Source organism: Enhygromyxa salina (assembly GCF_002994615.1).
GTDB lineage: Bacteria > Myxococcota_A > Polyangia > Nannocystales > Nannocystaceae > Plesiocystis > Plesiocystis salina_A.
The window spans coordinates 1-14,340 of the sequence record NZ_PVNK01000170.1; the positions used below are offsets into that span (position 1 = coordinate 1).

Here is a 14,340-nt window from a genome sequence, read left to right on the forward strand (position 1 = left end):
GCCCCGGCCCCGAAGGCAGGCTGAGTGACCATGCGGATCGGCGTCGACCTCGGCGGCACCAAGATCGAAGCGCTCGCGCTCGGCGACGACAACCGCGAGCTCGGACGCCGACGCACGCCCACGCCCCGGACCTACGAGGCCACGATCGCGGCGGTCGTCGACCTCGTCGAGGGCCTCGAGGCCGAGCTCGGCCAGCGCGGAAGCGTCGGCGTCGGTCATCCCGGCTCGCTCTCGCCAACGACCGGGCTGATCCGCAACGCCAACTCGACCGCGCTCAACGACCACGCCCTCGACGTCGACCTCGGGCGCGCGCTCGGGCGCGAGCTGCGTCTGGCCAACGACGCCAATTGCTTTGCGATGTCCGAGGCCAGCGACGGCGCCGCGGCCGGACTCCCGAGCGTGTTCGGGGTCATCATCGGGACTGGCGTCGGCGGCGGGCTGGTCATCGATGGTCGCCTCCTGGTCGGCGCCAACGCGGTCTCCGGGGAGTGGGGCCACAGCCCGCTCCCGCGCCCGCGCGACGACGAGCGCCCGGGTCCGCGCTGCCACTGTGGCCGGCGCGGCTGCGTGGAGTCTTTCTTGTCGGGCCAGGGCCTGGTCGAAGATCACGTCTGGGCCCACGGTGGCCAGCAGATGCCCGACGCCCGCGCGATCGTCGAGGCGGCCGCGGCTGGGGATCCCGCGTGCGCGGCCACCATCGAGCGCTACGCCGAGCGGCTCGCCCGCGCGCTCGCTGTCGTCATCAACCTGGTCGACCCCCACGCGATCGTGCTCGGCGGCGGGCTGTCGAACTGCGCTGCGCTCTACGAGCGCGTGCCCGAGCTGTGGACCGAGCATGTGTTCTCGGACCGCGTCGTCACGAAACTGCTGCGGCCGAAGTTCGGCGACAGCAGCGGCGTCCGCGGAGCCGCGTGGCTGTGGCGGCCTTAGCCCCCCGCAGCCACTCGAGACTCTGCCACGCACGGCCGCAAGCGGCCGGTCGCTCGCTCGCTGCGCTCCCTCGCTCGGTGGGCTGGTATGAGCTTCGCCATCGCCTGCGTGGCTGTGGCTGCCTTAGCCCCCCGCAGCCACTCGAGACTCTGCCACGCACTGCCGCTCCGCGGCAGGTCGGTCGCTCGCTGCGCTCCCTCGCTCGGTGGGCTGGTATGAGCTTCGCCACGGCCTGCGTGCCCCCCCGAAAGGGGGGCTGTTTTTGCCCTCCGCAGCCACTCAAGACTCTGCTGTTTTTGGCCCTCTACCGGCCCTTTCGCACTTGCCAGTTTGATCGTGGGACCGGCTACGGTCCTGTGATCAAGGCAGCCTCGAGCTCTTCGTCGTCTTCGGCGAGCTCGACGAAGAGCGTGGGGACGTCGAGGGACTTGCCCTTGCCGGGGATCACCCAGCGCTTGCGCGACTGGTAACGCACGATCTTGTTGGGGTCGCCCTCGAGCAGGATGCACTGGTCGAAGCCGAGGTCGGGCTTGCAAGCCTTGGTCTGGATCTCGTAGTCGCGCTCGGTCTGGAGGATCCGGATGACGCCGCGATCTTTGGCCTTGGTCGTCCACAAGAAGCTGTCGTGGGCGCCGCGGTAGAGCGAGCCGTGATAGAAGCTGCCGACGTTGCGCTTGCCGACCTCGGTGATCACGAAGGCGTCGACGTGGCTGCGCGGGCTGGTCGGCATCTCCGCAACCCACAGGCGGTCGGCGACGTCGGCCGGGGGCCCCTTGCTGCACGCGCCGAGCGAGAGCACGGTCAGCCCGGTCAAAGCAGTGACAACGAAGACAGACGGACGAACACGGGCGCGCTGACGATCCACGGCTCCCAGCCTGACAAGCCAGCGTTCGAGGGGCAAGCGCAAACGCGGTTGCAACCCTTCCTCGCCCGGATACCATGCCGTCATGGACACGCCCGGCCGCCCCTCTCCCCGCGCCCTCAGCCCCCTGCGCGGCCTCGCCGTGCTCAGCCTGCTGAGCTTGCCCGCGTGCGGGGACGGCGGCGCACATGATGAAGCCCACGGCAGCGGGATCGAAGTCTACGCCGGCCGGGTCCCGCCCGCGCCCCCAAAAGAAGCGGAGCTCGACCCGGCGGCGCTGCGCGAGCAGGCCAAGAAGGTGTTCGGGGTGGTGCCCGAGGAGTTCCCCAACGCCAACAACCCCCTGACCGAGGCCAAGATCGACCTCGGCCGGATGCTCTACTACGACGACCGCCTGTCGCTCAGCGGCGACATCTCGTGCAACAGCTGCCACGACCTCGCGAGCTTCGGCGTCGACGGGCTGCCGACCTCGCCCGGGCACAAGGCCGAGTTCGGCGAGCGCAATTCTCCGACCGTCTACAACGCGGGCGGTCACCTCGCGCAGTTCTGGGACGGCCGCGCGGCCGACCTCGAGGAACAGGCCAAGGGCCCGGTGCTCAACCCAGTCGAGATGGGGATGCCCGACGAGGCCAGCGTGGTCGCGATCCTCGCCAACATCCCAGGTTACGTCGAAGCCTTCGCTACCGCGTTCCCCGAGGCCGAGGAGCCGGTGAGCTTCGACAACATGGCCAACGCGATCGGGGCCTTCGAGCGCAAACTGACCACGCCCGCGCCGATCGACGCGTGGCTCGGCGGCGACGACGCGGCGCTCTCGGCCGAGGCCCTCGCCGGCCTGAAGCTGTTCCTCGATAGCGACTGCCAGAGCTGCCACAACGGCTTCAACTTCGGCGGCGTGTCCTACCAGAAGCTCGGGACCGAGAAGCCCTGGCCGCGGCTCGCGGACAACGGTCGGTTCGAGGTCACCAAGGACGAGCGCGACCGCTTCGTGTTCAAGGTCCCGACCCTGCGCAACGTGGCCAAGACCGCGCCCTACCTCCACGACGGCACGATCGCCACGCTGCCCGACATGGTCGCGAAGATGGTCGAGCACCAGACCAAGCGCGCCGGGCCGTACACGCCCGAGGAGATGGCGAACATGCTGGCCTTCCTCGACGCGCTGACCGGCGAGATCCCGAGCGACTACATCGCAATGCCCGAGCTGCCCAAGGCTGCCGAGCCGAGCGCTGCCGAGCCGAGCGCTGCCGAGCCGAGCGCGCCCGAGCCGAGCGCGCCCGACGTCCCCGCCGAGTAGAGGCCGAGCAGGTCTACGCGCCGGCGTCTGGCTGCCAGTCGCTCGGCGCAGGCGGCAGCGAGGTGTTCGGCGTCTTGCCGTCCATGCGGTGGGCGACGAACTCGCCCACGGTCGCGTGGCGCAGGTAGGGGTTGTCGCGCAGCTGCGCGTCGAGGGTCGCGCTCGGGGTCGGGCCGTAGTCGTGACCCGGGTACATGGTCGTCTCGGCCGGGAGCTTGTCGATCAGCGCTTTGAGCGTGGCGAACATGGTCTCGGGGTCGCCGCCGACGAAGTCACAGCGACCGCAGCCGTTGACGAAGAGGGTGTCCCCGGTGACGACGCCGTCGCGGAGCCGATAGCTGCACGAGCCCGGCGTGTGCCCGGGCGTGTGCATCATCGTGAGCTCGAGGTGCTCGCCGATCCGGACCTGGTCGCCGGGCTTGGACACGCGCAGGTTCTCGCAGGCGAAGCCCGAGAACGCGACCTCGGGCTCGAGCATGTGGACCGGCACGTCGTGGGTCTCGAGCAGCGCCTCGACGGCGTTGACGTGGTCGAAGTGGCTGTGGGTGCACAAGATCGCCGCGAGCTCGACGTCGAGGCGCTCGAGCTCGGCGCGGATCGTCGGCGCGTGCCAGGCCGGATCCACGACCGCGACCTTGCGGCTCGGGCGATCGCCGATGAAGTAGATGAAATTATCCCACGGCCCGAGCAGGACGCGGTGGACGAAGATGCCTTCGGACATGTGGGGTCTCCAATTCAGAAGGTGATGACCGAGCGGATCGACGCGCCCTCGTGCATCAGATCGAAGGCCTCGTTGATGCGCTCGAGCCCCATCGTGTGGGTGATCATCGGGTCGATCTCGATCTTCTTGTCCATGTACCAGTCGACGATCTTCGGCACGTCGCTGCGACCCTTGGCCCCGCCGAAGGCCGTGCCCTTCCAGGTGCGCCCGGTGACGAGCTGGAAGGGGCGGGTCGAGATCTCTTCGCCGGATCCGGCGACGCCGATGATCACCGAGGTGCCCCAGCCCTTGTGGCAGCACTCCAGGGCCTGGCGCATGACCGAGACCTTGCCGACACACTCGAACGAGAAGTCCGCGCCGCCCCCGGTCAGGTCGACGAGGTAGGGGACCAGGTCGCCCTCGACCTCGGTCGAGTTGACGAAGTGGGTCAGCCCGAAGCGCTCGGCGATCGGCTTGCGTGCGCTGTTGATGTCGACCCCGACGATCATGTTGGCCCCGGACAGGCGGGCTCCCTGGATCACGTTGAGCCCGATCCCGCCGAGCCCGAAGACCACGACGTTGTCGCCCGGCCGGACCTTGGCGGTGTTGATGACCGCGCCGATCCCGGTCGTGACGCCGCAGCCGATGTAGCAGATCTTGTCGAAGGGGGCGTCCTTGCGGACCTTGGCCACGGCGATCTCCGGGACCACGGTGTGGTTGGCGAAGGTCGAGGTGCCCATGTAGTGGTAGAGCTCCTGGCCGCCCACGCTGAAGCGCTTGGTCCCGTCGGGCATCAGGCCCGCGCCCTGGGTCGCGCGGATCGCCTGGCAGAGGTTGGTCTTGCCCGAGGTGCAGTAGCTACACTGACGACACTCGGGCACATACAGCGGGATCACGTGGTCGCCGACCTCGAGCGAGCGCACGCCCTCGCCGACCTCCACGACCACGCCCGCGCCCTCGTGACCGAGCACCGCTGGAAACAGGCCCTCGGGGTCGGCCCCGGACAGGGTGTAGGCGTCGGTGTGGCAGACCCCCGTGGCCTTGATCTCGATCAGGACCTCCCCGGCGCGAGGTCCTCCGAGCTCGACCTCTTCGATCGTGAGCGGCTTGTTGGCGGCGTGAGCGACGGCGGCGCGGGTCTTCATGCTCCGCATCGTACCGCCGGGCCTGGCCCGGCCCAATCAGGCCCGAGTCAGCCGAACAGGGCTTCGATCTCGGCCTCGACGGCGTCTTCGGCGTCGCCCTTGGCGAGGGCGAGCTCCTGCACGAGCAGGGCCCGCGCCGTCTCGAGCATGTTGCGCTCGCCGTAGGACAGATCCTTGTCGCTGCGGAGCAGGCACAGGTCACGCATGACCGTCGCGATCTCCGTGAGCGAGCCCGTGCGGACCTTTTCCATGTATTCGCGGTAACGGCGGTTCCACGTCGCGGTCGAGATTTTCTCACCGCGCTTGCGCAGGACCTCGAAGACCTCGTCGACCTCGGGCTTGCCGATGAGATTGCGCAGCCCGACCGAGTCGGCGTTGCTCATCGGGACCATCAAGGTCATGTCCTTCCCGAGCACGCGCAGAACGTAGAAACGCTGCTCGGTACCCGAGATCTCTCGGTTCTCGATTCCGGTAATCTCGGCTACACCGTAGCCGGGGTAGACGGCCTTATCGCCAACGTGGAACTCGGCCATTATCGGTCGTCCTCGGCCGCGAACGCACTGCGGCGGGCTGTAACCCGTACCACGCGAGGCGTAAAAAGTCAAAGATCTCGCCCGCGGCCGGCCCGGAGGCTCCAACCGCGCACCAGGTGTGGCCCGCGGCCGGGTCGGGGGCGGGCTTGCCCCCACGGGCCGGTTCTCTATCATGCCTCGCCATGGCCCCCAGGACCCTCGGCGCGGTCGCGCTCTCGCTCTCGTTCCTCGCCGCCTGCACGCCGAGCCCGGATCGGCTGCCGACCCCCGCGAAGAACTTCTACTACGTGATCGAGGACGACGCCCAGCAGCTCGAGTACCTCAAGCTCAAGGAGTCCGAGCGCCAGGGCTTCCTCGAGCGGATCGGGCTCTGGCAGCAGTGGCTGGAGCTGCCCAGCGTCGAGCGCGACGCCGTCGAGACCGGCGAGGTCCAGGTCGGGTTCAAGGAGTTCGCCGCCCACATGGCCTGGGGCCTCCCCGCGACCGTCCGCGACGTCGAAGTCCGCGGCCGCGTCGTTCACTACGAGACCTTCATCCGGTGCACGAGCGGGCCCAAGATCGGCGAGTACGTCCGCGTCAACATCGACTGCGACGGCACCTCCAGCGAGGTCGAGATCGCCGTGGAAAACGGCGCCGTAACCGAGCTCAAATATCTCGACTGACCCGGCAAGCCCCCAAGCCCCGCGCAACTCCCCGCCGAGCTCACACCAATTGAGCTCCCACCAAGTGATCGGCGGAGCTCACACCAATTGAGCTCACACCAAGTGATCGGCGGAGCCACCAAGCCCCCCTCTGGGGGGCCACGGAGACCCGTGCCAAGCTCATACCCAGCCCACCGAGCGAACGAGCGCAGCGAGTGAGCGACCGGCCGCGCAGCGGCCGTGCGTGGCAAAGTGCAGGAAGCCCGCGGGGGGCCTAATCAGCCTGCATGATCACGCGCTCCCACGTGTTGTTGCCGTTGAGGGTCGTCGTGCCGCAGCGGTAGCCGCTCGTGATCGAGTTGTTGTTGGTGTGCCAGCACATCCGCAGCGTGGGGTTGACGTTGGAGGTGTCGCAGGAGTTGCGTGACACCCCGGTCCCGAGATCCGCGAAGCCCATCGAGTAGGACTCGTCGAAGTACCACGACACCCCGTTGGCATCGTGGGTGACGTTGCCGTTGCCGGTGTCGAACAACACATCCTCGCGGTCGCCCATCGCGAGCACCGTGAAGTTCTCCGAGCCGACCGGCCGACAGCCGATCAGCAGCTTGCTCCCGGTGCACTCCTGCCCGAGGATCGTCGTGGTCAAGTTGGGGTAGCTGGTCCCAAACAGCCCGCTCCAGCACTCCTCCCAGCCGCCGAGATCGGACTCGGGCACATCTGTCTGAGGTCCCTCGACGAAGTAGAGCAGCGAGATGCAGTTGTTGGTGCAAAAGTCGTCGTTGACGTTGTTGCCGTCGTCGCACTCCTCGACGCCGACCTGCTTGACGCCGTCGCCGCAGACCGCCTCGGTGCACGCGAGGGTGCACGCGTCGCCGTCGACGTCGTTGCCGTCGTCGCACTCCTCCATGCCCTCGTAGAGGATCCCGTCGCCGCACACGTTGGGCTCGCACAGGGGGTGGGTGCAGGCGTCGTTGCTCTCCATGTTGCCGTCGTCGCAGGCCTCGACCCCAGCTTGGATGTAGCCGTCACCGCAAAACGCGAGCTGACAGGCCGGGCAGTCGTCGCTGGTGTCGCTGTTGCCGTCGTCGCACTGCTCGCCCTCTTGAAGGATGCCGTCGCCGCAGGTTCCGGGCAGACACATGGAGTTGCAGCCGTCGGCGTCGTTGTCGTTGCCGTCGTCGCACATCTCGACGCCCTCGTGGACGAAGCCGTCGCCGCAGCTGGCCGCGACGCAGCCCTCGACGCAGTCGTCGGTGTTGACCGGGTTGCCGTCGTCGCAGTCCTCGAAGCCCTCGAAGACGAAGCCGTCGCCACAGCTGGCGATGAAGCAGTTGGGGGTACACTGGCCGGACTCGGAGTTTTCGGGGCCGAGGTCACACTCCTCGCCGGCCTGGACGACGCCGTCGCCACAGCTGGGGTTGGGATCGCCGTCGCCGTCGCCGGGGTCGCCGTCGCCGTCGCCGCTCGCGGTCCCCGTCTCGTCGCCGTCGCCGTCACCGTCGCCGCCACCGAAGGTGGTCATCGTCGCGCTGGTCGTGAACGGCGAGTCTTCCACCCCGCCAGCGCAGCCGATCCAAACCGGCGCGATCGCCAACACGACCAAGGAGGGCGACCCGAACTTCATGCCAAGCTTCGTCATGGCTGGATGATGGACGATGCCGGCGCGTCTCGTCCAGCGCTCGAGCAACCAAAGCGCGTCGCGGCCCGACACGCGGGCCTGCGATCTACCCGCACCTCTCGTCGGGTCTCGGCTCAGGCTCAGGCCCAGGCCCAGCTCAGGATCAGCTCAGGGCAACATGCACTCGTTGGTGCACAGGTCGTCGTCGATATCGTTGCCGTCGTCGCACTGCTCGACCCCGACGTTGATGAACCCGTCACCGCAGACGTTGGGGATGCACTGCGGGTACACGCAGGCGTCGTTGCTCTCCATGTTGCCGTCGTCGCACTGCTCGACGCCGCCGTGGATGTGGCCGTCGCCGCAATAGGCGAGCTGACAAGCCGGGCAGTCGTCGCCGGTCAGCATGTTGCCGTCGTCGCACTGCTCGCCCTCCTGGACGATGCCGTCACCGCAGGTCGCGGGCACGCACGCGGTCGTGCAGCCGTCATCCTCGATGTCGTTGCCGTCGTCGCAGTCCTCCACGCCCTCCTGGACGAAGCCGTCGCCGCACTCCGCGAGCTTGCAATTCTCAACGCAACCATCGCCGTTGTTCGTGTTGCCGTCGTCGCACTCCTCGAGCTCGGTCCACAGGTAGCCGTCGCCGCACGCGGCGATCGTGCACTCCGGCGTGCATTGACCCGACTCGGAATTCTCTGGCCCGAAGTCACACTGTTCGCCTGGATCGACCACGCCATTGCCACAGTCCGCGCTGGCGTCGTCGCTGGTGTCGTCCTCGTCACCGTCTCCGTCACCGGTGTCGAGGGTCGCCGCGGTCATCATGGTCGTGCTGAGCGTGAGCCCGGCGTCCATCATCTCATCCTCGGGAGCGCACCCGAGCAAGGTGGCCGAGACAGCCAGAATCGTGAGCGGCGCGAGTCCAAGCTTGTTCATGCCCGGAATCATGACGAACCCAAACCCGGACGTCCAGCGCCAACCTGGGCAAAAACGCGCACTACGGCCGCGGCATGGGGCCGCTACATGACGCGTATCAGACGTCGAGGTTTCGGGTGTTGAGCGCGTTCTCGGTGATGAATTCCCGGCGTGGTGCCACGTCGTCACCCATCAGTACCGTGAACACATCGTCGGCGAGGTCCGGGTCGGCGACCTTGATCTGGAGCAGCCCGCGACGCTCGGGATCCATGGTCGTCTCCCACAGCTGATCGGGGTTCATCTCACCGAGACCCTTGTAGCGCTGAATCTGGAGCCCGCTGCGGCCGACCTCGCCGACGTGGTCGACGACCTCGAGCAGGCGCGCGGGCTCGGCGATCAGCTCGCCCTTGCGGCGCAGCTCGAGCTTCCCGGTGTCGCGCGCGGCGAGCTCCTCGCGGATCCGGGTGAGCTCGCGCAGCTCCGAGGCCCGGAGCAGCGCGAGGCCGAGGTCCTCGTGCACGGTCACGCCGTCGGTCAAAATCTCGAGCCGGATGACGGCGCGCTCTTGCTGGCCGTCTTCGGTCGTGACCGCGACCCGGGCGACGCCGCTCTCGATCTTGGTCAGGGGCATACGCGGCAGCGCCCGCGCGACGATCGCCGCGCCGAGCTCGGCCAGCGCGGCTTCGTCGCCGTCGACGAGAGCGGCCTCGACCTTGTCGCGCCCACGCTGCTCGAGCTCCTCGAGCAGGGCCTCGATGATCGGCCGTCGGTGCTCGCGCTCGAGCTGCTCGAGCGAGTTGCCGTAGCGAACCCCGGCGTGGGCGATCTCGGACAGGACCTTGGGCGCGACGCTGACCCCACCGATCTGGAGCTCGACGTCCTCGACGGCGCTGTCGATGATGAAGTCGTCGAGCGCGGCGTCGTTCTTGAGGTAGTGCTCGCGCTTGCCCGACTTGACCTTGTACAGGGGCGGCTGCGCGACGTAGAGGTAGCCGCGATCGATGATGTCGACGAAGTGGCGGAAGAACAGGGTCAGCAGCAGCGTGCGGATGTGTGATCCGTCGACGTCTGCATCGGTCATGATGATGATCTTGTGATAGCGGAGCTTGTCGACGTCGTAGGTGTCTTCGCCGATGCCGGTCCCGAGCGCGGTGATCAACGTGATGATCTCCTGGCTCGACAGCATCTTGTCGATCCGGGCCTTCTCGACGTTGAGGATCTTGCCGCGCAGGGGCAGGATCGCCTGGGTTCGACGATCTCGGCCTTGCTTGGCCGAGCCACCTGCGCTGTCACCCTCGACGATGAACAGCTCGGCCTCCTCGGGGTTCTTGGCCTGACAGTCGGCGAGCTTGCCGGGCAAGCTCAGGCCGTCGAGGATGCCCTTGCGGGTGATCGTCTCGCGGGCCTTGCGGGCCGCGGCCCGGGCCCGAGCGGCCAGCAGGGCCTTGTCGACGATCAGCTTGGCGTCCTTGGGGTTCTCTTCGAAGTGGCGGCTGAGGCCCTCGGACACCGCGGTCTGGACCAAGGCGGTGACCTCGCTCGAGACCAGCTTCTCCTTGGTCTGGCTGTTGAACTTGGGATCCGGGTGCTTGACGGCGATGACGGCGACGAGGCCCTCGCGCACGTCCTCACCGGCGAGGGTGCCCTTGACCGCGGACTTGTGACCCTTGAGCAGGTTGTTGTCGGTGGCGTAGCTGTTGACGGCCCGGGTCAGGGCCGTGCGCAGGCCGGTGAGGTGGGTGCCGCCGTCGCGGTTGGCGATGTTGTTGGTGTAGCAGTGGATGTGCTCGTGGTAGGCGTCGGTCCACTGCAGCGCGACCTGGACCCCGAGCTCGTGGTCATGGCCCTCGAACTCGAACGGGACCTCGGCGCGGAGCTCGATCAGCGTGCCGATCTTGGTCCGCTTGGCGGTCAGCAGTCCGACGAAGCTCGCGACCCCGCCCTCGCCGGTGAAGACCTGCTCGCGCTTGGCCGCAGCCGGAGCCGCGCCCGCGGCCGCGCCCGGAGCCGCGCCCAGGCGAAGGTCCGTGAGGGTGATCGTGACGCCCTCGGTCAAGTAGCTGAGCTCGCGAAAGCGCGAGCCGAGGGTCTCGAAGTCGACCTTGGTCGTCCCGTAGATCAGCGGATCCGCGTGGAAGGTGACCTTGGTCCCGCGCTTGTCGCTGGCTCCGGCCACGCGCAGATCCTCGGTGACCTCGCCGCGCTCGAAGCGAGCCGTGAACGCCTGACCCTCGCGCCAGATCTCGAGCACGAGCCAGTCCGAGAGGGCGTTGACCACGGTCACGCCGACGCCGTGGAGCCCACCGGAGACCTTGTAGGCCTGGTTGTCGAACTTGCCGCCGACGTGGAGCTTGGTGAAGATCGCGACGGGCGCGGCGACCTGCTTGCCCTCGACCTCCATCGTCCCGGTTGGGATGCCGCGTCCGTCGTCCTCGACGCTGATCGAGTCGTCGGGGTGGAGGACCACGTGGATGTGCTTGCAGTGGCCGGCGAGCGCCTCGTCGATCGAGTTGTCGAGGACCTCGAAGACCATCTTGTGCAGACCGGTGACGTCGGTGTCACCGATGTACATGCCCGGCCGCTTGCGGACCGCCTCGAGCCCCTCGAGGTGAGAGATCGAGGTCTCGTCGTAGCTTGCGTCAACCCCGGGAGCTGGGGTCGAGATTACGCTGGCACCGTCTTTTTCCGTGGCGTCCATGAACGTCCTTCGTTGGGCTTCGAGCGCCCACAAAATTGTCGGCGGGAGCCGGGCTAGAGCCCGAATCGAGCTCCTGATCGAAAGCCTGATCGACCCTGCCCTCGCGGCCTGACTTCAGCCCTTGCTGGTGACCGCTCTGGGGGCTCTCGCACGGGCCGAAACATAGCACCGAAGGGGATCGCTGACCAGGTCGAGATCGCGGTAATATCGCCACCTGAGCGGACGAAATCGGCTGTTTTGAGCGCCGGGCCACCGGCCCGGATCGAGGCCCGGATCGAGGCCCCAATCCGGGCCCCCAATCAGGCCCCGGCGCGGGCCCCTCGGGCGTCCACGATGACCCCGTCGGCCAGCTCGATGTCGCGGCGATCGACCCCCGCGCCGAGCTCGATGTAGGTCGCCGCGGTCGTGGTCAGGACGCACTGCCCGACCTCGGCCTCGAGGGCCTCGAACAGGCGGGCGCTGCGGCTCGGATCGAGCTCGCTGGACACGTCGTCGAGGAGCAACAGGGGCGCCCGCCCGCTGCGCTCGCGCGCGGCCCGGAGCTCGGCGATCTTGAAGGCCAGGACCAGCGCCCGGGCCTGGCCCTGGGACGCGAAGTCGCCGGCCGGGCTGCCGTCGAGGGTGACCTCGAGGTCGTCGAGGTGGGGGCCGACGGTCGTGCGTCGGGCGGCCTCGTCTCGGCGCCTGTGCTCGCGCAGCGCGGCGAGCAAGTCGGCGGTGGTGAGGGCCGTCCCCTCACCGCGGGCGCGGTAGCGAAGCCCGCTCTCGAAGCTCCCGCTGGCGAGGGCCTCGCTGGCGTGGATCTGGGTGAAGGCGGCGGCGAAGGGCTCGCCGAGGAGCTCGACGAGCTCGACGCGGCGCGTGCGGATCCGCGCCCCGACCTCGGCGAGGCCCTGATCGTAGGTGTCGAGCAGGCGCGCGCGCTCGCCCGCGGGCATGTCGTGGGGCTCGGCCTTGAGCACGCGATTGCGCGAGCGCAGCAGCTTGTCGTAGGCCTGGACGTCGGCGATGTGGGCGCGCTCGCGGGCGAAGAGCACCCGGTCGAGGAACTGGCGGCGATTGCTCGGCGAGCCACGCAGGACGCCGAGATCCTCGGGCGTGAACAGCACCGCCTGAACGCGGCCGTAAAAGTCGACGGCGCTGCGCATGAGCTTGTCGTCGACCCGCGCGCTGCGCCGCGTCGAGCGGGCGCTGCGGTCGATCCGAACCTCGAGCCGCGTGCTCAGCCCGAGCTCGAAGTCGAAGGCCTCGACCTCGACCCGGGCGTGGTCGCAGCTCCGGCGGAGCATGGCCTTGAGGTCCGAGGTCCGAAACGAGCGCAGCGTCGAGACCAGGTACAGGGCCTCGAGCACGTTGGTCTTGCCGGCCCCGTTGTGGCCCCACAGGACCGTGAAGCGGGGCCCAAACTCGACGACCTGGCCGGCGGCGCCCGGACCAGCGGCGGCGCCCGACGAGCTGAAATTGCGAAAGTCCGCGAGGGTCAGCTGCCGCAGCTGCACGGGAACTCAGACGCTTCCATGGCCGAGAGCTGAGCCCCCCTGTGGGGGACCACCCGCGCCAGCGCGAAGCTCATGCCAGCCCACCGGAGGAGGGACGAGGGACCGGACGCTCCGCGGCCGTGCGAGGCAGCGTGCACGATGCCTGCGAGGGGCCATGGCTAGATCCGCATCGGCATGACGACGGCGAGGAAGTCGGGGGCCTCGGCCTCGGGCTTGGACTCGTCGGCGGCTGGACGGAGCACGCAAGGATCGAGCTCGCCCTGAAAGTCGAGGTAGATGCGCTCGGAGTCGACGGCTCCGAGCGCGTCGATCAGGTAGTTCGCGTTGAAGCCGGCGGTCAGCGAGCTGCCCTCGTAGTCGACGGGCAGGTCGAGGTTGATCGCCCCGAGCTCGGGGTTGTCGGCGTGGAGCTGGAGGTTGCCCTTGTCGAGCTGGAGCTTGACCGTGGCGGTCTTCTCCGGCGCGATCACGGCGGCCTGACGCAGCGCGCCCATGAGCTCCTCACGGCCGATGCCCGCGCGGCGCTGGAAGTCCTTGGGGACGACCTGCTGCCAGGGCGGGAAGGTGACGCTGTTGAGCTTGACCGAGAGCGTGAGCGCGTCGGCCTGGACGAACAGGTACTGGTCCGAGAGGCCCAGCTTGCACGTGCCCTCGACCCGATTGAGGACCTTGCGGATCTCGTCCATGCCCTTGCGCGGGATGATGATCCCCGAGCTCAGCTGCGGACCCTCGAGCGGGACGCTGTACTTGGTCAGGCGGTGGCCGTCGGTCGAGACCATGGTCGCGTGCTGACCGTCGGACTCGAACAGCGCGCCGTTGAGGTTGACCCGGGCCTCGTCAGTCGAGACCGAGAACAGGGTCTTCTCGATCAGGTCGACGAGCTTGTGGCTGGCGAACTCCGTGAACGTGATCTCGCCGGGGTCGGGCAGCTCGGGGAAGTCGCCCTCGGGCATGCCCATGAGCTTGAACTCCGAGCGGCTGGCGAGGATCTGGGCCCAGGAGTTGTCGAGGCTCGTGACCTTGACCGTGCCGGTCGGGAGCGTGCGCACGACGTTGTGCAGGTGACGAACCCCGAGCGTGAGGCTGCCAGGGCTGCTGACCTTGCACGCGACGGTCTCGGTCAGGGCGATCATCATGTCGGTCGCGCAGCACACCAGCTGGTCGTCGGCCGTCGCGCGCAAGAGCACGTTGGCCAACACCGGCATCGTGCTGCGCCGGTCGGCGACGGTCTGAGCCAGGGTGAGCGCCGACAAGAAGCGGGCTTGGTCGATCTCGAACTCCATCGGGGTTCCTCGGTCGCAGGGTTGTACCAGTCGAGCGCGCTTGTTGGGAGTCAATCGCGCGGCCGCGCCTTGTCTGCGTCGGACAAGGTGATCAGGTAATTAAATTTTAAAAGAACTCTCGATCTCGATCTGTCCTGTGGTTTTGTGGGTAACAGGGCTAAGATCATGATTTCATTGACTTATGTGCTGGATGACCGGCGGGGATCGGGGTGGACGAAAGTGCCCTTCATC

12 protein-coding genes are annotated in these 14,340 nt (G+C 68.1%); 3 read left to right on the forward strand and 9 right to left on the reverse strand.

Translation table 11 applies throughout. The features are described from left to right. Positions 1–30: 30 nt before the first annotated feature. On the forward strand, positions 31–930 hold the full coding sequence (locus tag ENSA5_RS19530) for an ROK family protein (protein WP_181197956.1): 900 nt from the start codon (positions 31–33) through the stop codon (positions 928–930). Between the two features lie 346 nt (positions 931–1,276). Here the strand turns inward: ENSA5_RS19530 and ENSA5_RS19535 are convergent, their stop codons facing one another. Continuing rightward, entirely contained in the window at positions 1,277–1,744 is a 468-nt protein-coding gene (locus tag ENSA5_RS19535) for a hypothetical protein (RefSeq protein WP_106393196.1), read from the reverse strand. Between the two features lie 133 nt (positions 1,745–1,877). Here ENSA5_RS19535 and ENSA5_RS19540 point away from each other — a divergent pair, with 133 nt between their 5' ends. After that, positions 1,878–3,083 (forward strand): cytochrome-c peroxidase, encoded by a 1,206-nt coding sequence (locus tag ENSA5_RS19540; RefSeq protein ID WP_106393197.1) that lies wholly within the window; start codon positions 1,878–1,880, stop codon positions 3,081–3,083. Positions 3,084–3,096: 13 nt separating this feature from the next. Here ENSA5_RS19540 and ENSA5_RS19545 read toward each other — a convergent pair whose 3' ends face one another. The 3 genes from ENSA5_RS19545 to ENSA5_RS19555 are packed head-to-tail and all read right to left on the reverse strand — an operon-like array spanning position 3,097 to position 5,464. Beyond that, on the reverse strand, positions 3,097–3,804 hold the full coding sequence (locus ENSA5_RS19545) for an MBL fold metallo-hydrolase (protein ID WP_106393198.1): 708 nt from the start codon (positions 3,802–3,804) through the stop codon (positions 3,097–3,099). A 14-nt stretch (positions 3,805–3,818) separates the two neighbouring features. Next, positions 3,819–4,928 (reverse strand): S-(hydroxymethyl)glutathione dehydrogenase/class III alcohol dehydrogenase, encoded by a 1,110-nt coding sequence (locus ENSA5_RS19550; protein ID WP_106393199.1) that lies wholly within the window; start codon positions 4,926–4,928, stop codon positions 3,819–3,821. 47 nt (positions 4,929–4,975) lie between these two features. Next, positions 4,976–5,464, reverse strand: a complete 489-nt coding sequence (locus tag ENSA5_RS19555) for a CarD family transcriptional regulator (RefSeq protein ID WP_444843372.1) — start codon at positions 5,462–5,464, stop codon at positions 4,976–4,978. A 179-nt stretch (positions 5,465–5,643) separates the two neighbouring features. On the opposite strand from ENSA5_RS19555, the gene ENSA5_RS19560 reads away from it, so the two are divergent. Continuing rightward, positions 5,644–6,123 (forward strand): hypothetical protein, encoded by a 480-nt coding sequence (locus ENSA5_RS19560; RefSeq protein ID WP_106393201.1) that lies wholly within the window; start codon positions 5,644–5,646, stop codon positions 6,121–6,123. Between the two features lie 253 nt (positions 6,124–6,376). On the opposite strand, the gene ENSA5_RS19565 is transcribed toward ENSA5_RS19560, so the two are convergent. The 5 genes from ENSA5_RS19565 to dnaN all read right to left on the reverse strand — a co-directional run bounded on the left by ENSA5_RS19565 (position 6,377) and on the right by dnaN (position 14,109). Continuing rightward, positions 6,377–7,741 (reverse strand): DUF4215 domain-containing cysteine-rich repeat protein, encoded by a 1,365-nt coding sequence (locus ENSA5_RS19565; protein WP_258182931.1) that lies wholly within the window; start codon positions 7,739–7,741, stop codon positions 6,377–6,379. A 147-nt stretch (positions 7,742–7,888) separates the two neighbouring features. Next, the gene (locus tag ENSA5_RS19570) at positions 7,889–8,650 is read right to left on the reverse strand and encodes a DUF4215 domain-containing protein (RefSeq protein WP_258182932.1); all 762 of its coding nucleotides are present in this window, start codon (positions 8,648–8,650) and stop codon (positions 7,889–7,891) included. 97 nt (positions 8,651–8,747) lie between these two features. After that, the gene (gene gyrB, locus ENSA5_RS19575; protein ID WP_106393202.1) at positions 8,748–11,327 is read right to left on the reverse strand and encodes a DNA topoisomerase (ATP-hydrolyzing) subunit B; all 2,580 of its coding nucleotides are present in this window, start codon (positions 11,325–11,327) and stop codon (positions 8,748–8,750) included. Positions 11,328–11,626: 299 nt separating this feature from the next. Next, positions 11,627–12,826 (reverse strand): DNA replication/repair protein RecF, encoded by a 1,200-nt coding sequence (gene recF, locus ENSA5_RS19580; RefSeq protein WP_106393203.1) that lies wholly within the window; start codon positions 12,824–12,826, stop codon positions 11,627–11,629. Positions 12,827–12,984: 158 nt separating this feature from the next. Continuing rightward, positions 12,985–14,109, reverse strand: coding sequence for a DNA polymerase III subunit beta (dnaN, locus tag ENSA5_RS19585; protein ID WP_106393204.1), 1,125 nt, complete (start codon positions 14,107–14,109; stop codon positions 12,985–12,987). Positions 14,110–14,340: the final 231 nt, after the last annotated feature.

Coding starts and splice junctions, on each gene's coding strand:
- ENSA5_RS19540 (WP_106393197.1), top strand. CDS start 1,878: ATGGACACGCCCGGCCGCCCCTCTCCCCGCGCCCTCAGCCCCCTGCGC.
- ENSA5_RS19565 (WP_258182931.1), bottom strand. CDS start 7,741: ATGACGAAGCTTGGCATGAAGTTCGGGTCGCCCTCCTTGGTCGTGTTG.
- ENSA5_RS19550 (WP_106393199.1), bottom strand. CDS start 4,928: ATGAAGACCCGCGCCGCCGTCGCTCACGCCGCCAACAAGCCGCTCACG.
- gyrB (WP_106393202.1), bottom strand. CDS start 11,327: ATGGACGCCACGGAAAAAGACGGTGCCAGCGTAATCTCGACCCCAGCT.
- ENSA5_RS19530 (WP_181197956.1), top strand. CDS start 31: ATGCGGATCGGCGTCGACCTCGGCGGCACCAAGATCGAAGCGCTCGCG.
- ENSA5_RS19545 (WP_106393198.1), bottom strand. CDS start 3,804: ATGTCCGAAGGCATCTTCGTCCACCGCGTCCTGCTCGGGCCGTGGGAT.
- dnaN (WP_106393204.1), bottom strand. CDS start 14,109: ATGGAGTTCGAGATCGACCAAGCCCGCTTCTTGTCGGCGCTCACCCTG.
- ENSA5_RS19570 (WP_258182932.1), bottom strand. CDS start 8,650: ATGAACAAGCTTGGACTCGCGCCGCTCACGATTCTGGCTGTCTCGGCC.
- ENSA5_RS19560 (WP_106393201.1), top strand. CDS start 5,644: ATGGCCCCCAGGACCCTCGGCGCGGTCGCGCTCTCGCTCTCGTTCCTC.